Below are 21,367 nucleotides of genomic sequence, written 5' to 3' on the forward strand. Positions count from 1 at the left end.
ACCAGAAGGGCCGACCGATGCGAAGCGGGAAGGAGCCGACCGATGCCAAGCGGTGAGGAACGCAGGTTGAAACTGGTCAGGGGAACGGCGGCGGACGAGTCGAGCACGGCGGACGTACCCCGGCAGGCCGACGGTCGGGGACGCGGCGCGACCGGCGCGGCCCGCCGGTCGGGCGAGGCGATCCGGCAGCCGGCCCGGGGTGGGCGGACGACGCCCCGGCGTACGGTGACGCGCCGGGTCCCGGCCGCCAAGGACCCGGTCGAGGAGATCCTGGAACGGCTCGACCAGGAACCGGTCGACCGGCCGGAGAGCGCCACAGCTGACCCGGACGACGCGACCGACCCGGAACGCGCGACGGTCCGGGAAAACGCGACCGACTCGGAAGACGCGACGGACGCTGAAGACCCGACGGGCACAGACCGCGATACGGCTTCGGGTACGGATCCGGATTCGGACAGCGGAAGAGCCGATCCGGTTTCGGAGGCGGCGGGTGGGCGTGGCGGACCGGGTCGACGGTCGCCGGTGACGACGGTCGCGCTGGTCGCCGCGCTCTGTGCGGCCCTCGCCCTGGCCGGGTTCTTCGGCAACCGGTGGTGGCAGGACCACGCGGTCGCCAGGGCACACACGCAGGCGCTGGCCGCCGCGCGGCAGACGACCGTCAACTTCGTCTCGGTGAGCGCGTCCAGTGTGGACAGCGACCTGCAACGGATCACCGCCGGAGCCACCGGGGAGTTCAGGGAGGAGTTCGTCCGGGGCCAGGCCAAGGTCCGGCAGGCGGTGCTGGAGAACAAGGTCGAGTCCAGGGGTACGGTGCTGCGCGCCGGCCTGCTCTCCGGGAACCGCCGGCACGCGGTGGTGCTGGTGGCGATGGACGCGACCGTCAAGAACGTCAACGCCCCGGACGGGCGGCCCGCCCACTACCGGATCCAGGTCGACCTGACCAGGGACGGCGACTCCGACACCTGGCTGGTCTCCCGGCTCCAGTTCGTCGGCTGAGCAGAGGAGTTCCCGATGCGATCGATCGCCACGCTCGCCCGACGGTTACGCCCCCGGTGGCGTACCGCCGAGAAGCCGGCCGCCGAGGCCGAGGACCGCGACGCCGACGGTGCGGGGCGCGACGACGACGGTGCCGGTTCCGGGCGGCGCCGACGGAATGTCGGCTCCCGGCTGCACCTCGCGCTGGCGGTCGCCACGGTGCTCGCCGCGGCGGCCGCCGGCACCGCCTGGTACGCCCACCACCAGGCGGAACAACGCGATTCCGCGGTACGCCAGGCGCTGGCCACCGCCGCTCCCGCCGCCAAGGCGATCTTCTCCTACGACTACCGCAGCTTCGACGCCAGCGTGGCGAACGGCCGGGCCTTCGTGACCGGCCCATTCGCCGACGAGTACGCCGAGACGACCTCGGCGCTGAAGTCGACAGCCGTCGCCGAGCAGGCGGTGGTACTCGCCGAGGTCTCCGCCAGCGGCGTGATCCGGGCCGGGGCCGCCGAGGTGGAGTTGCTGGTCTACCTGAACCAGTACCGGCGCAACGCCAACACCGACGGCGAGAAGGTCGACCAGAACCGGGTGGTCCTCGAACTGCGCCGGGTCGGCGGGGTGTGGAAGGTGGCCCGGGCCACCGCCATCTGAGCGACCCGGGGCGGCACAGGTCCGGCCGTCGGCTCCAGCCGGTGCCGACGGCGGAAGTGTCGGTGGGATGGTGCACCATGCCGGGCGTGTACTTCTGCTACCGCTCGCACTACGACGGGCCGCTGAGCAAGCACGTCCGCCACCTGCCCGGGGTGCGGGTGCTGGACTGGTTCCGCCAGGGCTGGGCCGTCGAGGACCCGGAACAGTGGGTCGAGGACCAGCTCGGCGTCGACGTCTACGGACTGGACTCGGTCTTCGAGGAGGCGGCGGTGCGGCAGCTTGCCCCGCCCCGCGACTGGCGGGAGCTGCACGAGCTGCTCGCCGAGCACCTCTATCTCGAAGGGGAGCCGGAGACCCATCTGCGGGTCACCGAGCACTCCGTGCGGGCGTACACCGACGACGACGAGGTCGAGTTGGCGTACTTCCTGCTCGACGACGAGGTGGTGGCCGCCGAGCCGGAGCGGCTGGCCTACCTGTTCCAGTCCTGGCCGCTGCCCGCCGAGGTGACCGTGCCGGACCGGCCCGGTGCCGCCTTCGTGCCGGTGCTGCCCGCCCGACCGGCGCTGCCACCCGCCGGTGGCCCCGGCGACAGCTACGCGGTGCTGCTCACCTTCTACGACGGGGCGTCCATCGCCACCACCCCGCCCCAGGTGTTCCCCGGGGTGCGCCTGCCGGGGCTTGCGGCCCGGCTCCGGGACGGGCTCGCCGCCTCGGGTGAGCCCGATCCGGACTGGCCGCCGGAGTTGAAGGTGCTGGCGGCGCTTGTCGAGCCGGCCGACGAGTCGATCGAGCCGGCGCTGCGCCGGGCCAACGCCTGGCCGGGCTTCCAACAGACAATCTGCGAGCCCTGGCCCGACCTGCCCGACCGCACCGACAGCCCCGGCGACGGCAGTGGTGGTGGTGACCACGATCCGGTGCGGGCCCGCCGGGCGGCGTTTCCGGCGGTCCGCGACGACCGGCACCCGGAGCGGTCGATGCTGCTCGTCTCGGCGCACCTCGCCCAACTGGCCATGCACATCGACGAGGTGTTCGGCTACCAGCAGTGGTTCCTCTTCGACGACCTGTGGGCCGCGAGCCACCCCGACCTGGCCCAGTCCCTGCTGCGCTACGCGAGCCAGTGGGATCCACTCGGCTGAGTCGGCAGCGGTTCCACGACCCGGGGTGTCAGTCCGGCGGCTCCGGGGTGGCCGGCTGCTGATCGGTGGGCGCCGGCTGCTCCGGGGTCACGGTCTGTTCCGAGGTACGCCGTTCCAGGAACGAGTCCGGGGCGGCCGCCGCCTCGGCGATCCGGCGCTCCGCCTCCGTGGTGCCGGGGTCGGACTCGGCCAACGCCGCCGCCCCCGCCTCGCGGGAATCGGAGTCCGCCAGCACCGCCGCGGCCTGCGCCTGCGGGTCGTCGCTGCCCACGGACTCCTCCTCCGGCAGCAGGTTGGCCCGATTCTCGACCCGGTCACTCGGCTCTTCGCTCATGCCGCGATCCATACCCGAACCGTTCCGTGGTTAGTCGCGCCGAGGGCGACGACTGCCGGCGTGCTCATTCCGGCGACTGCCGGCGCGCCGGCCGGGCATCCGCCCGGGTTCCGGGCCGGCCCGGCGGTCCCGCGTTGGGGTTCAGCGGAATAGGTCGGCCGGGACGGCGTCGGCGAGCATCCGGTAGCCGACCGGGTTGAGGTGCAGGTGGTCGCCGCCGTCGGCGACCGGCAGCAGCCGGTGGGGGTCCGCCGGGTCCCGGACGGCGGCGTCGAAGTCGAGCACGGCGTCGAACCGGCCGCCGGTACGGATCCACCGGTTCACCGCCTGGCGGGTCTGCTCGCGGAGCCCGGCCGGGTCGTCGTACCCGTCGTGGCCGCCGAACGGGGTCAGCGTGCCGCCGTACACCCGGATGCCGTGCGCGTGCGCCCGGGTGACGATCTGGTCGTACGCGGTGAGCAGGTCCTCGGCGACCGTCCGCTGGGCGGCATCGGTCGGCTCGGCGGTGCCGATGTCGTTGACCCCCTCGAAGACGACCAGCCAGGCGACTCCGCTCTGCGCGAGTACGTCCCGGTCGAGCCGGGACAGTGCGTTCGGCCCGAGCCCGTCGGCGAGTACCCGGTTGCCGCCGGCCGCCTGGTTGAGCACCGCCAGGTTGGCGGTCGGGGCGTACCCGTGCAGTCGGTCCACGAGCTGGTCGGGCCAGCGGTCGTTTCCGTTCGTGGTGGAGCCGCGCCCGTCGGTGAGCGAGTCACCGAGCAGTACCACGGCCCGGGTGTCGGCGCCGGCCGGCACCTCCAGGCCGCCGAGCAGACACCAGTGGTCGACCGGGGTGGCGTCGGGCAGCGCCGGTGCCGTGACGTGGTTGCCGCGCAGCAGGTGGGAGGTGGTCCGGGAACCGGGATGCGAGGTGATTTCCTGCGACGCCTGCCCCGGCCCGAGATAGAGCGTCACGGTGAGGTTGGCGCGGGCCGGCACCGCGATCTCGATCGGGTCGGAGACGAGCTGGGCGCCGACCGGGACGTTCACCGACGCGCGACCGCTGAACGTCACCGGCCGCGCGCTGTCCGGGACGATCGCGTCGGTCCCGGCCCGGCCGCCCGCCGGCAGCGCCACCGTGGCTGCGGTGACCGGCAGCGGTGCGCCGCCGAACGCGTTGGAGAGGCGCAGCCGGATCCGTGGTCCGCCCACCGACGTCCGGACGGTCTGCCGGAGCGTGGTGTCGGCCAGCACCCGGTCCGGCCCGGTGAACGGTGGGGGCGGCATGTTGTCCGGTTCGGTGAGCTGCGGCATGCACGCCCAACTCGTCGCCCAGCCCCGCAGCGTCACCAGGCTGGGCAACGGCCACCTCCGGGAGTCGTGTCGAGCCGTCCGGTCCGCTCGGCGGGACAGCCACGGGCACGGGTTCGACTGCCGACCAAATATAGGGGGCAGTTCGCGTAGCCCCCTTCGGGGTGCGGCTGGTCGGCCCGTGGGGTCGACGTCACCTGTGGGGGGTCGACGTCACCTTGTGGGGTCGACGTCACCCGTCGTGCCTGGATGTCACCCCTGGGGCCAGTTGCGCAGTGCGGTGTCGACGGCGTCGATCGTCCTGGCCCAGGAGTCGTCGACCGGGCGGGGATGGTGCCGGAATCCGCCGGCCCGTTCCAGGCTGACGTAGCCGTGGAAGGTGCTGTTCAGCATGCGTACCGCATCGGTCTGGTCGGGTTCGGCCAGCCGGTAGCCGCGCAGGATCGCCCGGGTCAGCTCCGCGTGCCGGCGGGCGGCGTCGGCTGCCGCCGGCTCCGTCTCAGGGTCCAGATCCAGCTGCGCCGCCGCGTACCGGCCGGGGTGCTGTTTCGCGTAGCTCCGGTAGGCGTCGGCGAAGGCGGCCAGCGCGTCCCGCCCGGCCCGCCCGGCGAGCGCGGCGGTGACCGAGTCGGCGAGTTCCGACAGGGCCAGGGTGGCGACCCTGACCCGCAGGTCGCGGACGTTACGGAGGTGGGAGTAGAGGCTGGCGTCCCTGACGCCGAAGCGCCGGGCGAGCGCCGAGACGGTGACGTTGTCGAAACCGATCTCGTCGGCCAGCTCCGCCGCTGCCACGGTCAGCCGCTCGGCGGTCAGCCCCGCTCGCGCCATGTGCCACACCTCATACCTAGGATCGTTAATCGTTTGCCTAGAGCTATTAGGCTAGATCCTATGCTATCCCTCACCGAGTCCGCCATCCGCGCCTCCTTCGTCAACTGCACCAAGGGCGAGACGAAGCGTCTCGCCGTGCCGAGGGACCTCGACCAGCAGCCCTGGCACGACCTCGACTTCTTCGGCTGGCGGGACCCCGCCGCAGACGGGCGGGCCTACCTGGTCGCCGAATCCGGCGGCGGACTCGTCGGCGTGGCGCTGCGGGTGGCCACTCAGAGCGGGCGGGCCCGGCGCAGCATGTGCTCGCTCTGCCTGACCACCCACACCGGGGACGGGGTCTCGCTGATGACCGCGCGCAAGGCAGGGCGGGAGGGCCGACAGGGTAACTCCGTCGGCGCCTATCTCTGCGCCGACCTGGCCTGCTCGCTCTATCTGCGGGGCCGGAAGGACGCCGGGCGACGGCTCGACGAGACCATCACGCTGGCGGAGAAGATCGAACGCACGAGCGCGAACCTCGCCGCCTTCCTGACCCGGGTCACCAGCTGAGACGGGTCACCAGCCGACCCGGGCCACCGGCGCGCACCGGGTGAGGGCGTGCGACCGGGGTCAGCGGTTGCGGGCCGTCCGGGAAGTTGGGGACCTGCCCTTGAGGTGCCGCCCCAACTCCCGGGCGATCTCCCGGTTGGCGTCCCGTTCGGCCAGGGCCTGACGCTTGTCGTACGACCGCTTGCCTCGGGCCACGCCGATCTCGACCTTGGCCCAGCCGTTCGAGAAGTACAGCGCCAGCGGCACCAGGGTCAGCCCGGGATCGCGGATCCGGTCCAGGATCCTGGCGATCTCGACCCGCCGCAGCAGCAGCTTCCGCATCCGTCTCGGCTGGTGGTTCGTCCACGTCCCGTAGGCGTACTCGGCGATGTGCAACCCGTAGAGCCAGAGCTCGCCGTCCCGCTCCTGGGCGAACGCGTCGACGAGCGAGGCCTGCCCGGCCCGCAGCGACTTGACCTCCGTGCCGCGCAGCACGATCCCCGCCTCGTACGTCTTCAGCACCGCGTACTCGTGCCGCGCCTTCTTGTTCGAGGCGATGAGCCTGCGCTCGGCTTCCCTGGACGCGACGACCTCCCCAGCCTCCGCCCCGGCACGACCTCCCGGGGCACGCGGACGTACGGGCGCCAGACTATACGCACAGCTCACCGGCGGATCGACGGATTTCCCGGCCGTACCAGGCGCTCGGCGGGCGCGGCCGGACGGGCTCCGGATGGGATGATGCGTCGATGCCCGCCGCCGGTCCCACCCAGACGACGCACATTCTCTTCGACTTCTTCGGCACCCTGGTCGACTACTCCGCCAGCCGCACCGAGCAGGGTTATCCGGGCTCGTACGCGCTGCTCCGGCAGCTCGGCGCCGGCCTCGACTACCCGGGCTTCCTGGCCACCTGGTCGGAGTGCTTTGCCCAGTTCGACCGACGCAGCGACGTCGACGACTCCGAGTTCTCGATGACCGAGGTCGGCACGGCGTACCTGACCGGCATCCTGGACCGGCGACCCGCCCCGGCGGAGGTCGACCCGTTCGTGATGGAGTACGTCCGCGAGTGGAGCACCGGGGTGCGCTACCTGACCGGCATGGCCGAGCTGCTCACCGGGCTGTCCCGCGACTACCGGCTGGCGGTGGTCAGCAACACCCACCAACCGGGCCTGGTGCCGGGCCAGCTCGCGGCGATGGGACTGACGGAACACTTCGAGGTCGTGGTCACCTCGGTCGAGCTTGGCTGGCGCAAGCCGCATCCGCGGATCTACACCGCCGCGCTGGACGCCCTGGGCATCGACGCCGGCTCGGCCGTCTTCGTCGGCGACAGCTACGGGCCCGACTTCGTCGGACCCGAGCGGGCCGGCATCCCGGCGTACCTGATCGACCCGGAGCGCCGGACCCCGGTGCCGGAGCCGCGCCGGCTCGACTCGGTCTTCGAACTGCCCGACCGGCTGCGCGCCCGGCGGGCCGACGACGACCGGCTCGCCGGCACCGCCCGCTGACCGGCCGCACCGCCGCCGCTCTCCGCTGCCGCCCTCCCCCGCCGGCCCCGCTTCCGGCCGCCGCCTCCGCCGCTGCCGCTGCCGCTGCCGCTGCCGAGGATCAGGATTCGGGTACGCAGACCGTCAGCGCGCCCGGTGCGACCCGGGCCTTCAGCCGGCTGACCTGGTCGCGGGCGCCGCCGTCCAGCTCGTAGGTCATCGGTTCGGCGAACCGGACGTTGATCTTCCGTCCCCGAGTGATCCGGACGAACGGCGACGAGTCGGACCGCCCGACCGCCATCCGGCCGAGGGTACGCATCCAGTCCAGCACCCCGCTGGCGGTCGCCACCCCCACCTCCAGGCAGCCGTCGTCGGGTCGGGCGTCGTCGAAGGCCGGGATGCCGCCGGTGATCGTGCCGACGTTGCCGAAGAGTACGCAGCTCGCCTCCCCCTCGAACCAGTCGGCGCCGTCGACCCGGATCCGCATCCGGGTGGTCTCGCTGCGCACGTGCCGCAGCCCGGTCCAGACGTACGCCAGCCGGCCGAGGCGGTCCTTCAGGTCCCGGTCGGCGTCCTGGATCATCTCGCCGTCGAAGCCGGCGCCGGCCATCACCGCGAAGTGTTCCCCGCCGATCCGCCCGAGGTCGAGCCGTCGGCGCGGCCCGGTCAGCCCGATCCGGACCGCCTCGGCCAGGTCCTCCGGGATGCCGAGGTTGGTGGCGAGCAGGTTCGCCGTCCCGGCCGGCAGGATCGCCAGCGTGGCGTCCGAGCCGGCGAGCGCGTCTGAGCAGCGCTGGACCATGCCGTCCCCGCCCCAGACGAAGACCAGTTCGGCGCCCTTGTCCAGCGCCTTGCGCACCTTCTTCGGCGCCTTGCGGCTCTTGGGCACCTCGTACCAGAGCAGGTCGTCGATTCCGGCGCCGCGCAGCCGGGAGCGGAGTTCGTCGAGCCCGCCGCCGAGGGACTTCTTGCGGTGTGCGACGACCGCGACCCGGCCCACCCGGGCCGGGGTCGCGGCGTCCGACTCGGCGGCGGGCTCGGCGGTCAGCATGCTGGTCATGGACGGTGTCTTACCCAGCGGCGCGGACCACCAAGCAGCAGCTCAGAGGGTACGCGCGAGGCGCTCGGCGAGCAGCCGGGTGAACCGGGCCGGATCGCCGAGTTCCCCGCCCTCGGCGAGCAGCGCCATCCCGTACAGCAGCTCGGCGGTCTCGGCGACGGCCGGGTCCTCCTTACGCTGCCCGTGCGCCTCGCGCAGCCCGGTGACCAGCGGGTGCGTCGGGTTCAGCTCCAGGATCCGCTTGACCGTCGGCATGTCCTGCCCCATCGCCCGGTACATCTTCTCCAGCGTCGGGGTCATGTCCTGGGCGTCGCCGACGATGCAGGCCGGTGAGGTGGTCAGCCGGGACGACAGGCGTACCTCCTTGACCTGGTCGGCGAGCTGGTCGGTCAGCCAGCCGAGCAGGTCGGCGAAGTCCTTCTCCTGCTGCTCGCGCTCGGCACCGGCGGTCTCCTTCTCCTCGTCGGTGTCGAGGTCGACCTGCCCCTTGGCGATCGACTGGAACTTCTTACCGTCGAACTCCGGCACCGCCGAGACCCACATCTCGTCGACCGGGTCGGTGAGCAGCAGCACCTCGTAGCCCTTGGCCCGGAACGCCTCCATGTGCGGCGAGTTCTCGATCATGGTGCGGGACTCGCCGGTGGAGTAGTAGATGTCGGTCTGGCCGTCCTTCATCCGCTCGACGTACTGGGCGAGGGTGGTCAGCTGCTCCGGGTCGTTCGTCGAGGCGAACGAGGAGATCTCCAGGATCGTCTTCTGGTTGTCGAAGTCGTCGAGCAGGCCCTCCTTGACCGCCCGGCCGAACTCCGACCAGAAGGTCTGGTAGCGCTCGGCGTCGCCGGCCTGCATCTCCTTGACCGTGGAGAGCACCTTCTTGACCAGGCGGCGGCGCATCAACTGGATGTGCCGGTCCTTCTGGAGGATCTCCCGGGAGATGTTCAGCGACAGGTCCTGGGCGTCCACCACACCCTTAACGAAGCGCAGGTACTCCGGCATCAGCTCCTGGCAGTCGTCCATGATGAAGACCCGCTTGACGTAGAGCTGCACGCCGCGCTTGGCACCGCGCATGTACAGGTCGAACGGGGCGCGGGACGGGATGAAGAGCAGGCTCTCGTACTCGAAGGTCCCCTCGGCCCGCATGTGGATGGTCTCCAGCGGGTCGGACCAGTCGTGGCTGAGGTGCCGGTAGAACTCCTTGTACTCGTCTTCCTTGACGTCGTCCTTCGACCGGGCCCAGAGCGCCTTCATCGAGTTGAGCGTCTCGGTCTCGGTGGTCGTCTTGCCGTCGTTGTCGGTCCGCTCGACCGCCATCCGGATCGGCCAGGCGATGAAGTCCGAGTACCGCTTGACGATCTCCCGGATCTTCCACTCGGCGGTGTAGTCGAAGAGCTGGTCCTCGGAGTCCTCCGGCCGGAGGTGGAGGGTGACCGAGGTGCCCTGCGGGGCGTCGTCGACGGTCTCGACCGAGTAGGTGGCGCCGCCGTCGGACTCCCAGCGGGTCGCGGTGGACTCGCCGGCCCGCCGGGTCAGCAGGGTGACCCGGTCGGCGACCATGAAGCTGGAGTAGAACCCGACCCCGAACTGTCCGATGAGATCCTGTGAACCGGCCGCGTCCTTCGATTCCTTGATCTTTTCGAGGAGTTCGGCCGTGCCGGACTTGGCGATGGTGCCGATCAGGATGACGACCTCGTCCCGGGACATCCCGATGCCGTTGTCCCGGACGGTGAGGGTGCGCGCCTCGCGGTCGACCTCGATCGTGATGTGCAGGTCGGACGTGTCGACCGCCAGCTCCTTGTCGGCGAACGCCGCCAGCCGCAGTTTGTCCAGCGCGTCCGAGGCGTTGGAGATGAGTTCCCGCAGGAAGATGTCCTTGTTCGAATAGATCGAATGGACCATCAGCTGGAGTAGCTGACGCGCCTCGGCCTGGAACTCGAAAGTCTCGGTCCCGGTGCTCATGTGATCCTCCACGAAATGCCCACTGCGGTGGTCAAGGAGCGACGCCGGTGATCGGTGATCAATACCGGGTTACGCTCCGGATAGCCGGCGCCATCGTAATTGACTCCGACACGGTGGCCGCGAAGGCCCGGTCAGACGGTGACGCCGAAGGCTTCGGCGAGGCGAGCCACCGACGGTTCGGGACGGTCCGCCGCGCGCAGCACCGCGCCGAGCAGCGCCCGGGCGGCAGGTCGCGCCCGTACCTCCGCCGCCGCGGTCCGCTCCGCCGCCACCACCGCCCGCCCGGCCGCGACCGGATCACCCGCTTGCAGGTGGGCGCGGGCCAGATCGAGCAGGTACGCCGCGCGTACGGCGATCGGCAGCCGCTGGTGATCCCGGTCGGCGGCCCGTTCCGCCGCTCCGACGCGAGCCTGCTCGCCGTCGCCCAACTCGACGGCGACCGCCACCCCGACGATCTCGACCAGAGCCGGCCCGAAGCAGGTGCGGTAGTGGTCGTGTCCCCGCCCCACGGTGCGCGCCACCGCCTTGGCCTGGTCGAGCAGTTCGATCGTGCTGGCCCGGTCACCGAGGGCCGCCGCGCTCAGCGCCGCGTGCAACAGCAGCGTTCCGTAAACCGAGAGGTGTTCGGCGGCGCCGCGCGGCGGATTCGGTCCGACGACGCCGGTCGGCGGGTTCGGCCTGGCGGCGGGCAGTGGGGTCAGACCGGCGATGCCGGCGAGGCGGTGCGCGGTCACGATGCAGAGCTCGTACGCGTGCCGGGGCCGGCCGCTCTCGCACACCACGTCGGCCAGGGGGATCGCGGCGCGCGCAGCCCACCAGGGTTCGTCGGAGTCCGCGCCCACTCCCATCGCCCGGTCGGCGGCCAGCCACGCAAGATCGGGCACGTCGAGCCGGCGCAGCACCTCGGCGGCGATCTGATAGACCTGCCCGAGCAGTACGTCCGGCCGCCGCTCCGGGCCGTCGGCCCGGTCCCCGGTCCGCGCGTCGGCCGGCGCATCGGCCGATGCATCGGTCCGTGCGTCGGCTCGGCGCCACTGGGCGGCGAAGATCAGCTCCGGCAGGCTACGCAGCAGCGGCGGGTAGTCCGCCCGGCCGAGGGAGAGCCAGGCGTGCTCCACCACCTGCTCCAGCTCGGCCACGCTCGGCACGCGCACCGGCCGCCGGCCGAGCCGCACCTCGTACCGGGTCAACGCCGCGCGCAGCGCCGCCACCTCCGGTGTGGGGCCTGACCGGTCGCGGCCGGCGTCGGCAACGCCGATGAGCTGGGGGACGGAGATCCGCAGTACGTCGGCGATCTCGCGCAGCACGGAGAGCTTGTCGAGTGTGCGTACGCCCCGCTCGACCTTGTCGACCCACGACTTCGACTTGCCGAGCCGGTCGGCGAGGACCTGCTGCGACATCCGGCGCTGGCCACGCCAGTACGCCACCCGGCGCCCCACCGGCAGGTCGTCGGGGAGTCCCCGGCTGGTCAGCCGGTCCATTGCACGAACCTTTCGAACAGGTCGGCCGGGGTCGCGGCCGGCAGTTCCCGGGCGGCGTGGGACAGCAGACTCATCATGTGCCGGGCCAGCCCTGTCCGGTCCGAGCCGAACCGCTCGGCCAACTGGACCCGGGCGACATGGCACGGCCACGACTGGTCACACCGCTCGCAGTGCCACCCGGGCCGGCACGGCGGATGCGGTGGCCCCCACGCCGGCTCCGGCCTGTGCCGAGTCATCGCCACCCGGGCGGGTAGCCCCGATCCGCCCCGCACTCCGTCCGGAACCGGACGGAGCGATTGGACGGGGCGGACGGGTTCGACCGGTCGATGCTGGATTGCTCGTCGGTGGGCTCGGTCGCCCGGTCGGGCGGCGTCTCCTTGGCGTACGCGCCTCGGCCGGCGGCGAACATCGTCGCCGGACCCAACCACCGATCCGGCCCGCTCCGGTTGCCGTTTCCACTCCACCGGCCCACAGGTGCCTCCCAAGCCTGCTGGGGTGGGGGCCCACACGGGGGAAATGAGCCCCCACCCGACCTTGGCGTGCCACCCATTACGGGACTGCACAGGAGTAGCGTCGCCACTACCCTCGGGCAGCAATAGCGCTGAGTAGTCGGCCCACGCCTTTGCCAACATCTGCCAGGGGGATTCATGGAGACCTTCGGAGTGCTGCTCCGACGCCTGCGAACCGCCGCCGGGCTGTCCCTGCGGGACCTCTCCCGAAAGGCCAACTACGACCACAGTTACCTGTCGCAGATCGAGCGCGGGGCCAAGCCTCCGACACCGGTGATCGCCGCGGCTTGCGACCGGGCACTGGACAGCGGTGGCATGCTGGTAGAGGCATACGAACGCCACGCTGGTGAGGTCGATATGCAAAGGCGAACTGTTCTACGTGCGCTCAGCGGGCTCGCCGCCTCCGCGCCTGTCCTGACCCAACTGGAAGCCCTCCGACACGGCATGGGCGCCGCGATCGGGGCGGATGCCGACGAGTGGGAGCAGGTGGTGGCCGACTACGGCCACGCCTTCTACCGGCAGCCGCACGCCCTGCTCATGGAGCAGTTGACGTCGGATCTGACCGTGCTCCAGACGCTGATCGCCAACACCACCGGGGCGCGGCGGGCCCGGCTGTCGGACACTGCGGCACACCTCTCCATCATCGCCGCGTTCCTGCTTCTCGACAGTGGGCAGGCTGCGCTGGGCCAGCGCTGGTGGCGGACCGCGTACCGGGCCGCCGCAGACTCCCACGACAGTGACACGGCGGTACTGGTGCGGGCGTGGAACGTCGTGGACGGCTGCTACGACGGCCGCGACCCCAAGGCTGTATTGCCTATGTCCGAGGAGGCGGTCAGTCTCGCCTCCGGCCGGATATCCCCCGCCATCGCCCATCTGCACGCCGGTCGGGCGCAACTCCTGGCCATGCAGGGCAGGGCTGAGGAGGCGCGAGCCGAAATGCGCCGAGTTGTCGACATCACCGCGCAGCTCCCCGCCGTCCCTGCCGACGAGGACGACTCACTCTGGATATGGCCCGAGCAGCGGCTCCGCCACACCGAGTCGTTCGTCTACACCTACATCGGGGATACTCCAGCCGCCTCGGCGGCACAGGACCGGGCCGTGGCGCTCTATCCGAGCACCCAGGCGCGGCTGCGTACCCAGGTCGAGTTGCACCGGGCCTGCGGCCTGATCCGCGACGGCCACATCCCCGACGGGCTCCGACACGCCGCAGACGTACTGGACCGCCTCCCCACCGAACAGCACACCGACACCCTGCGCAGCGTGGCCCACCAGGTGCTGGCCGCCGTACCCGAACGAGAGATGCACCGCCCAGCCGTCGCCGACCTGCGAGCACGAATCATCACCACCTCGTAGCCGCCCTGCGTGCTCGCCGGCCGTCGCTGGGCCGGTCCGGGCACTTCCAATCACCGGGTGGCCGTGAGGGTATCCGCCACCGGGCTTATGGCATGCCGGTCTCGTGATGCGCGATGATGTCCCACGACGCACCGACTGCGACAGAATGTGCGACGCCACCTGCTCGGACGGCACGCGCGGCTTTGCGCTGGGTGTCCAGCACCTGTCGTTGACTGAACAAGGAGCCTTGTGAGCACGCTCGGTAGTTTTATTTGGTCGATCGCCGACCAGCTTCGGGGCCCCTACCGCCCCAATCAGTACGGCAACGTGATCCTCCCGCTCACAATCCTGCGACGCCTCGACTGCATCCTTGAGCCCGACCGGGAGACTGTGCGCGCGCTGGCGGCGAAGTACGACAACCCCGTCCGGCTCAAGATCGAGATCAAGAAGGCGACCGGCAGGCCGTTCTACAACACCTCGAACTACTCCTTCGCCAATCTGCTGGCTGACGCCGATGGGCTGGCCGACAACCTGGCCGATTACATCGACCGGTTCTCGCCCGATGTCGACGTGTTCCAATACTTCGACTTCAAGAAGGAAATCATCGCCCTGGAGAAGGCGGAGCTGCTGCGCGAGGTCATCAAGTCCTTCCAGGCTGTCGACCTGCATCCAGACGTCGTCTCCAACGCCGACATGGGCGATGCGTTCGAGTACATCATCCGCAAGTTCAACGAGGCCGCGAACGAGACCTCCGGTGACCACTACACCCCACGGGACGCGATCCGGCTGCTGGTCGACCTGCTCTTCGCCGAGAAGGACGCCGAGCTGGCCGAGGCCGACATCGTCCGCTCGCTCTACGACCCCACAGCGGGCACCGGCGGCATGCTCGCCCTGGCCGAGGAGCACCTGCTCGCACACAACCCCGACGCGGGGCTGAGCCTGTACGGCCAGGAGTACAACCCGCAGTCGTACGCGATCTGCAAGTCCGACCTGCTGGCCAAGGGGCACGACGCGACCAACATCGCCTTCGGCAACACCCTCACCGACGACGCGTTCAGGGGCCGCCAGTTCGACTTCTGCATGTCCAATCCGCCGTACGGCGTCGACTGGAAGCAGTACGCCAAGGCGATCACGAAAGAGCGCGACGAAGCCGGCCCCTACGGCCGGTTCGCTCCCGGCCTCCCGGCGACGTCGGACGGGCAGATGCTCTTCCTGCTCCACCTGGCCCACAAGATGCGGAAGCCGGAGGACGGCGGCGGCCGAGCCGGCATCGTGATGAACGGCTCGCCGCTCTTCAACGGCGCCGCCGAGTCCGGCCCCTCCAACATCCGCAAGTGGCTGCTGGAGAACGACCTGGTCGATGCCATCGTCGCGCTGCCGATGAACATGTTCTTCAACACCGCCATCGCCACCTACATCTGGATCCTCGACAACACCAAGCATCCCGACCGCAAGGGCTTGGTCCAGCTCATCGACGGCACGTCGTTCTGGACCAAGATGCGCAAGAACCTCGGCGCCAAGGGCCGCGAGATCAGCGACGCCGACCGCGCCAAGGTGGTGAAGTTGTACGCCGACTTCACCGACGCCGATCCGGACTACTCCAAGGTGCTGCGCACCGACGAGTTCGGCTACTGGGCCGTCACCGTCGAACGCCCCCTTCTCGACGAGGACGGCAACCCCGTCGTCGACCGTAAGGGCAAGCCCAAGCCGGACACCAAGAAGCGTGACACCGAGAATGTGCCGTTCACCTACGGCGGCTCGACCGCCGGTGCGGCCGGCAAGATCGAGGTCATCCGGGCCTACTTCGAGGCCGAGGTGAAGCCCCACGTCCCCGACGCCTGGATCGACTGGACGAAGGTCAAGACCGGCTACGAGATCCCCTTCACCCGCCACTTCTACAAGTACGTCCCGCCCCGCCCTCTCGCCGAGATCGACGCCGACCTAGAAAAGCAGGTAGCCAAGATTCTCGACCTCCTGCGGGAGGTCGAGGGGTGACGCAAGCACAGTTTGATTTCGAGCAGGCTTGGGCCAGCAGCATTCCTGCCCGCTGGCGCTGGACTCGGAACAAGGAGCTTCTGGCCGAGTCGCAGGACGTCAGTTTCGATGGCTCGGAGGAGCTCCTCAGCGTTTCGCATCTGACAGGCATCACTCCGAAGTCGGAGAAGAACGTGACGATGACTGCGGCTGAGAACCTCGACGGCTACCGCCTGGTGGACACCGGCGATCTCGTCATCAACACGATGTGGGCGTGGATGGGAGCACTCGGCGTTGCGAGGCAGCCCGGGCTCGTGAGTCCGGCTTATGGCGTCTACAGCCCTCGCCCAGAGGCGCCCTTCAATCCCGCATTCTATGACTATCTCTACCGATCGACCCCGTACGTGATGGAGATGACTCGTCTCTCGCGCGGCATCTGGTCCTCGCGATTGCGGCTCTACCCGGATGCCTTCCTTCGCATGGCGATCCCGGTGCCTCCGCTGGAAGAGCAGCGCGCCATCGCAGAATACCTCGACCGCGAGACCGCCCACATCGACACGCTCATCGAGGAGCAGCAGCGCCTGATCGAGATGCTCCGCGAGCGACGTCGTGTGCTGGTGACCCGTGCCGTCTGCTTCGGGGTGGACGAGGGCGTCGAACTCCGCGACTGCGGTGACCCTGTCGTCGGTCTGGTCCCGCGCCATTGGACCGTCAAGGCCGTCCGATACTGGCTAGAGAGTCTCGACGGTCAGCGCATCCCACTGAGCGGCGAGGAGCGCGCCGACCGTCGGGGTGACTTTGACTACTACGGAGCATCCGGAGTGATCGATCAGGTCGACGGCTACTTATTCGATGAACCGCTCGTGTTGGTCTCTGAGGATGGAGCCAATCTCCTAATGCGCTCCACGCCGATAGCCTTTGCTGCCAAGGGCCGGTACTGGGTGAACAATCATGCCCACGTCCTTCGCCCTCTGAACGATGGCGACGTCGACTTCTGGGCCCAGAGGTTGGAGGCGCTCGACGTCACCACCGTCGTATCTGGGGCGACGCAGCCCAAGTTGACCGCTGGAGCCCTGATGGGACTCCGGGTTTCTGCACCCGACGATGTTGACGAGCAGCGACGGATCGCTGAGTATCTAGCCGCGCAGACCTCAAAGATTGACATGCTCATCGTAGAGTCGGAGCGGTTCGTTGAACTATCGCGTGAGCGGCGGGCGGCGTTGATTACGGCGGCGGTGACGGGGCAGATCGACGTACGAGAGATGGTGTGATGGCCGACCACCACGAGGTCGTCTTCGAGTCCGAGATCTGCGCATACCTGGAAGCCCACGGGTGGCTCTACTCGGCGAGCGACACCGGCTACGACCGGGAACGGGCGCTCTTCCCCGAGGACCTGTTCGCGTGGCTGGAGGACACTCAGGCGGCGGCGTACGCGAAGGCTTTGAAGGCGGCGGGGTCGGCGGCGAAGTTCCTTGACGTGCTGACCACGGCGCTCGACAAGCCTCTCGAACATGGTGGCGGGACGCTGAACATCCTGCGCAACGGGGTGCAGTACATCGGCGGTGGCCGGTTGAAGATGGCGCAGTTCCGCCCCGAGACCAGCCTGAACGCGACCACCACCGAGCAGTACGCGGCGATGCGGGTGCGGGTGATGCGGCAGGTGCACTTCTCCACCGCCGACCGGCGCAGCATCGACCTGGCTTTCTTCGTCAACGGACTCCCGGTGGCCACCGTCGAGTTGAAGACCGACTTCACCCAGTCTCTCGACGAGGCGATCAACCAGTACCGCAGGCATCGGCTGCCGCTGACCAACGGGCGGCCGGAGCCGCTGTTGTCGTTCGGGCATCGGGCGCTGGTGCACTTCGCGGTCTCCAACGATCGGGCCGCGATGACCACCAGGTTGGAGGGCGACAAGACGCAGTTCCTGCCGTTCGACATGGGGTACGAGAGTGGCGCGGGGAATCCGCCGGGTGAGGGCGGGCGGTCGGCGACGGCGTACCTGTGGGAGCGGGTCTGGGAGAAGGACGCCTGGCTCAACATCATCGGTCGGCTGATGATCGTGGAGACCAGAGAGGAGTGGGACGTCGCAACCGGGACGTCGGTACGCCGTACGAGCATGCTCTTTCCACGGTTCCACCAGTGGGAGGCCGTGACGAAGATCGTGGCAGCGGTGCGCGAGGAGGGGGTGGGACATCGCTACCTGATCGAGCACTCGGCAGGGTCGGGGAAGACGAACACCATCGCCTGGACCGCGCACCGGCTGGCGCGGCTGCACGTGGACGACGAAAAGGTCTTCGACTCGGTGATCGTGGTCGTGGATCGCAACGTGCTCGACGGGCAGATCCAGGAGGCGATCCGGCAGATCGACGGGTCAGGGAAGATCGTGGCCACGATCAGCCCGGAGGACGTCCGCAAGGCGGGGGCGAAGTCGAAATCCGGGCTGCTGGCGACCGCGTTGAAGAACGGCGAGCTGATCATCGCGGTGACGGTGCAGACCTTCCCGCACGCCCTCGACGAGATCCGGGCCAACAGGAGCCTGAGAGGTAAGCGGTTCGCGGTGATCGCCGACGAGGCGCACTCCTCGCAGTCCGGCCAGATCTCCGCCAAGCTGAGGGCCGTGCTGACCGCGGAGGAGATCAAGGAAATCGAGGACGGCGGCGAGGTCGACGTCGAGGCGATCCTGGCCGCGGAGATGACCGAGCGGGCCGAGTCGAAGCACATCTCCTACTTCGCGTTCACGGCGACGCCGAAGAACAAGACCCTGGAGCTGTTCGGCCGCAGGGGTCCTGACGGGACGCTGGTCGAGTTCCACCTCTACTCGATGCGGCAGGCGATCGAGGAGGGCTACATCCTCGACGTGCTCAGGGGCTACCAGTCCTACGACACCGCGTTGAAGATCGCCGGCCGGGCCGAGAGCGGCAACGGCGACGAGGTGGTGGAGGAGGCCGCAGCGCGCAAGGGGCTGATGCGGTGGGTGAAGCTGCACCCGACCAACATCAGCCAGAAAGTGCAGATCATCGTCGAGCACTTCCACGCCAACGTCGCCCACCTGCTGGAGGGCAAGGCGAAGGCGATGGTCGTGACCGACTCGCGCAAGGCCGCGGTGAAATACAAGAAGGCGATCGACGCCTACATCGCCAAGCGGGCCGCCAAGGACGCCTCGTACAGCTACCGCACCCTGGTCGCCTTCTCCGGCTCGGTGACCATGGCCGAGGACGAGAAGTGGGCTTCGGACTGGGGGCCGCAGCCGAGCAAGGACGACGAGTTCACCGAGGCCAACCTGAACCCCGGCGCTGGCGCGGACCTGGCCGCCGCGTTCAAGGGCGGGACGTACAAAATCATGTTGGTCGCCAACAAGTTCCAGACCGGGTTCGACCAGCCGTTGCTCTCGGCGATGTACGTCGACAGAAAGCTGTCCGGGGTCACCGCCGTGCAGACGCTGTCCCGGCTCAACCGCACCCACCGCACTGCGGGTGGGGAGCAGAAGCACAAGACGTTCGTCATCGACTTCGTGAACAAGCCGGAGGACATCCGGACCGCGTTCGAGCCGTACTTCACAAACGCCACGTTGGAGACCGAGACCGACCCGTACATCGTCGTCCACCTGGCCAACAAGCTCGCCCAGGCCGGGATCTACACGCCTGAGCAGGTGCGCGAGGTCGCCAAACTGTGGTATGCCCGCAAAGGCAACAACGCGCTCTCGGCCGCGATCAGCCCGGCCAAGAACGACTTCGCCCGCCGCTACGCGGCGGCGATCGAGGCCGACGACAAGGTCACCCTCAACACCCTCGACCTGTTCCGCAAGGACGTCTCCACCTACGTCCGGCTCTACGACTTCATGAGCCAGATCGTCGACTACGGCGACCCGTACATGGAGATGTTGTCGATCTTCCTGCGGCTCCTGGAGAAGGTCATCGCCGAATCCTCCTGGGCCGCGGAGGTCGACCTGTCCGACGTGGTCCTCGTCGGAGTCAAGCACACCAAGGCGACCGCAGTCGACATCTCGCTGACCGGTGACGGCCAGCTCAAGGGCATCGGCGCCGCCGGCACCGGCACGCGCAAGGAGCCGAAGTACGTCGCACTACAGGTCGTCATCGACAAGATGAACGACCTGTTCGGCGCCGAGTCGTTCGCCGAGTCCCAGGTCCGTGAGTTCGTGCAGGGACTGTTGCAGCGGCTGCTCGCCCACCCGGACCTGGTCAACCAGACCAAGGTGAATTCGAAGAAGCAGTTCATGGAGTCGCAGGACTTCCAGGCGGCGGTCACCGAGGCAGTGGTCGAGAACCAGGAGGCCCACAACACCATGGCCGACTACTTCTTCAGCGACGGCCCTGGCATCAACGGCGTCATCGTGGCGCTCGCGGACGCCTTCTACGAGGCAGCAATCGACCAGCGGACCGCCGTTTGAGCAGGGCGCCGGTCCGGCACCGACGCCGCGCTGGAGGCGTTCGCCGCCGGCTACCAGGTGGGCGTGCCGACCGGCCCGGCCGAGAGCGCGGGTGCCCGCCCGACGGGACGGACACCCGCACGGTAGGTCAGGGTCGCACGAAGGTCACGTCCGGGTGCCGGGGCGACGGGTCCCGCAACAGCGGCTGCGGCCGGCCGCCCAGGTGCTGGTCGAAGAAGGCGGTCAGGTAGGCCCGCAGCGACCTGACGACCCGGTCCGGGTCCACCGTGCCGATCGAGCCGGCGACCAGGCCGGGTGGCAACGGGTACGCCTCGGCGAGCGCCGGCAGCAGCGCCTGGTGGTCGGCGAAGGTGAAGTGTTCCCCGTCGGCGATATGGAGATCCAGTTTCCAGCCGGTGGAGTTGGCCCAGAACTCCGCCCAGTCCTGGGCGTGCTGGTGGGTGTGCGGCACTCCGCCGCTCTCCCCCGCCCCGATCAGCAGGAACGGCCGGTCGAGTCCCTGGTGCACGACATCGCCGAAGTCCCCGGCCGAGAAGCTGTACGCCAGGCTGCCGTCCATGTCCACCCCGGCGTCCAGCCGGCGGTCCGACAGCATCGTCTCGGCCGCCGTGAAGCCGCCGGCCGAGTGGCCGAACATGCCGGTCCGGGACAGGTCGAGCCCGGCGCCGAGCCCGGTCGGCAGCCGCCGCTGCCCGGCGTCCGGGTTCCCGCCCCGGGCGAGCACGGCGAGCTGGTCGAGGACGAACCGGGTGTCCCGGACCCGGGTGTCGAGCATCCGGTGGTTCAGCTCGGTGGGGTCGATGTCGGGCAGCCGCTGCGGCTCGACCCGCCCGCCGGGAAACTCGACCTCCGGCGTCTCGTAGGTGTGGTCCACGGTCACCACCACGTACCCCTGGCTGGCCAGTTCGGTCACCAGCATCGTGCCGAGGGCCCGGGGTACGCCGCCGCCGGGCGAGAAGAGGACGACGGGGTGGCCGCCGCGTCGGGGGCGTACCGGCACTCCGGTGCGGGCGTGGGTGACGGTTCCGGCCCAATCGACCTGACCGGCGTCGAGTCCGAGTTGCGGATCGGTGCGCTCGGCGAAGTGCCGGCCGGCGAGTGGCGGCAGGTACGGTGCCGGGCGCCCGCCGTGGGCGGTCGACGCCGGGTACCAGAGGCTCACCATCAGCTCTCTCGGCCGGCCGTCGTCCGACCACGGGTCGGTGCGGTCCTGGTCGACCAGGTGCAGTTCGGTGCTGCCGACCGGGTTTGGGCCGGTCGGTGCGGGCAGGCTCAGCCGCAGCGGTGCTGTCGGCGGCGGCTCGGTCCGGGCTGACGCGGCGGGCGCGGCGGCCGGGACCGACACGGCCAGCAGCCCGGCGAGTCCGGCGAGCAGCAAGCGTCGAGAAGGTTTTCGCATACCGGCAGCCTGGCCCGCAGTCGGC

Annotated in this window: 17 protein-coding genes; 9 read left to right on the plus strand and 8 right to left on the minus strand. The window is 69.8% G+C overall.

Annotation, left to right across the window (positions count from 1 at the left end; genetic code table 11):
* Positions 1–42 precede the first annotated feature (42 nt).
* From ACN28A_RS33260 to ACN28A_RS33270, 3 genes are all read left to right on the plus strand, one after another.
* A complete protein-coding gene (locus ACN28A_RS33260; RefSeq protein WP_421402219.1) occupies positions 43–996 on the plus strand; it encodes a hypothetical protein in 954 nt (317 codons plus the stop codon).
* Between the two features lie 15 nt (positions 997–1,011).
* Positions 1,012–1,629: a hypothetical protein gene (locus tag ACN28A_RS33265; RefSeq protein ID WP_421402220.1), complete on the plus strand. Its 618-nt coding sequence runs from the start codon at positions 1,012–1,014 to the stop codon at positions 1,627–1,629.
* Positions 1,630–1,706: 77 nt separating this feature from the next.
* Positions 1,707–2,765 carry a hypothetical protein gene (locus ACN28A_RS33270; protein ID WP_421402222.1) on the plus strand — a complete coding sequence of 353 codons (1,059 nt, stop codon included), beginning with the start codon at positions 1,707–1,709 and terminating at the stop codon, positions 2,763–2,765.
* Between the two features lie 28 nt (positions 2,766–2,793).
* On the opposite strand, the gene ACN28A_RS33275 is transcribed toward ACN28A_RS33270, so the two are convergent.
* From ACN28A_RS33275 to ACN28A_RS33285, 3 genes are all read right to left on the minus strand, one after another.
* Positions 2,794–3,099, minus strand: a complete 306-nt coding sequence (locus ACN28A_RS33275; RefSeq protein WP_421402224.1) for a hypothetical protein — start codon at positions 3,097–3,099, stop codon at positions 2,794–2,796.
* 141 nt (positions 3,100–3,240) lie between these two features.
* Positions 3,241–4,440 (minus strand): SGNH/GDSL hydrolase family protein, encoded by a 1,200-nt coding sequence (locus tag ACN28A_RS33280; protein WP_421402225.1) that lies wholly within the window; start codon positions 4,438–4,440, stop codon positions 3,241–3,243.
* A gap of 201 nt (positions 4,441–4,641) precedes the next feature.
* Positions 4,642–5,217, minus strand: coding sequence for a TetR/AcrR family transcriptional regulator (locus ACN28A_RS33285; RefSeq protein WP_421402228.1), 576 nt, complete (start codon positions 5,215–5,217; stop codon positions 4,642–4,644).
* Between the two features lie 60 nt (positions 5,218–5,277).
* Here ACN28A_RS33285 and ACN28A_RS33290 point away from each other — a divergent pair, with 60 nt between their 5' ends.
* Positions 5,278–5,763, plus strand: coding sequence for an FBP domain-containing protein (locus ACN28A_RS33290; RefSeq protein WP_421402230.1), 486 nt, complete (start codon positions 5,278–5,280; stop codon positions 5,761–5,763).
* Positions 5,764–5,823: 60 nt separating this feature from the next.
* Here ACN28A_RS33290 and smpB read toward each other — a convergent pair whose 3' ends face one another.
* Positions 5,824–6,390, minus strand: coding sequence for an SsrA-binding protein SmpB (smpB, locus tag ACN28A_RS33295; protein WP_421404773.1), 567 nt, complete (start codon positions 6,388–6,390; stop codon positions 5,824–5,826).
* Positions 6,391–6,488: 98 nt separating this feature from the next.
* Between smpB and ACN28A_RS33300 the strand changes: the two genes are divergently transcribed.
* Entirely contained in the window at positions 6,489–7,244 is a 756-nt protein-coding gene (locus tag ACN28A_RS33300; protein WP_421402232.1) for an HAD family hydrolase, read from the plus strand.
* Positions 7,245–7,344: 100 nt separating this feature from the next.
* On the opposite strand, the gene ACN28A_RS33305 is transcribed toward ACN28A_RS33300, so the two are convergent.
* The 3 genes from ACN28A_RS33305 to ACN28A_RS33315 all read right to left on the minus strand — a co-directional run bounded on the left by ACN28A_RS33305 (position 7,345) and on the right by ACN28A_RS33315 (position 11,720).
* Complete coding sequence (locus ACN28A_RS33305) at positions 7,345–8,283, minus strand: diacylglycerol/lipid kinase family protein (protein ID WP_421402234.1); 939 nt, start codon at positions 8,281–8,283, stop codon at positions 7,345–7,347.
* Between the two features lie 42 nt (positions 8,284–8,325).
* A complete protein-coding gene (gene htpG / locus ACN28A_RS33310) occupies positions 8,326–10,239 on the minus strand; it encodes a molecular chaperone HtpG (protein WP_421402237.1) in 1,914 nt (637 codons plus the stop codon).
* Between the two features lie 131 nt (positions 10,240–10,370).
* Positions 10,371–11,720 carry a helix-turn-helix domain-containing protein gene (locus ACN28A_RS33315; protein WP_421402239.1) on the minus strand — a complete coding sequence of 450 codons (1,350 nt, stop codon included), beginning with the start codon at positions 11,718–11,720 and terminating at the stop codon, positions 10,371–10,373.
* Positions 11,721–12,367: 647 nt separating this feature from the next.
* Between ACN28A_RS33315 and ACN28A_RS33320 the strand changes: the two genes are divergently transcribed.
* The 4 genes from ACN28A_RS33320 to ACN28A_RS33335 all read left to right on the plus strand — a co-directional run bounded on the left by ACN28A_RS33320 (position 12,368) and on the right by ACN28A_RS33335 (position 19,943).
* Positions 12,368–13,582 (plus strand): helix-turn-helix domain-containing protein, encoded by a 1,215-nt coding sequence (locus ACN28A_RS33320; RefSeq protein WP_421402242.1) that lies wholly within the window; start codon positions 12,368–12,370, stop codon positions 13,580–13,582.
* A 228-nt stretch (positions 13,583–13,810) separates the two neighbouring features.
* Positions 13,811–15,556 carry an N-6 DNA methylase gene (locus ACN28A_RS33325; protein ID WP_421402245.1) on the plus strand — a complete coding sequence of 582 codons (1,746 nt, stop codon included), beginning with the start codon at positions 13,811–13,813 and terminating at the stop codon, positions 15,554–15,556.
* Positions 15,553–16,806 (plus strand): restriction endonuclease subunit S, encoded by a 1,254-nt coding sequence (locus ACN28A_RS33330; RefSeq protein WP_421402248.1) that lies wholly within the window; start codon positions 15,553–15,555, stop codon positions 16,804–16,806. Before ACN28A_RS33325 ends, ACN28A_RS33330 begins: the two co-directional genes overlap by 4 nt.
* Positions 16,806–19,943, plus strand: coding sequence for a type I restriction endonuclease subunit R (locus tag ACN28A_RS33335; RefSeq protein ID WP_421402251.1), 3,138 nt, complete (start codon positions 16,806–16,808; stop codon positions 19,941–19,943). Before ACN28A_RS33330 ends, ACN28A_RS33335 begins: the two co-directional genes overlap by 1 nt.
* A 127-nt stretch (positions 19,944–20,070) precedes the next feature.
* Here the strand turns inward: ACN28A_RS33335 and ACN28A_RS33340 are convergent, their stop codons facing one another.
* Positions 20,071–21,342 (minus strand): alpha/beta hydrolase family protein, encoded by a 1,272-nt coding sequence (locus tag ACN28A_RS33340; RefSeq protein WP_421402254.1) that lies wholly within the window; start codon positions 21,340–21,342, stop codon positions 20,071–20,073.
* Positions 21,343–21,367 lie beyond the last annotated feature (25 nt).

The sequence above is a fragment of the Plantactinospora sp. WMMB782 genome, from assembly GCF_049179135.1.
In the GTDB taxonomy this organism is placed as follows: domain Bacteria; phylum Actinomycetota; class Actinomycetes; order Mycobacteriales; family Micromonosporaceae; genus Plantactinospora.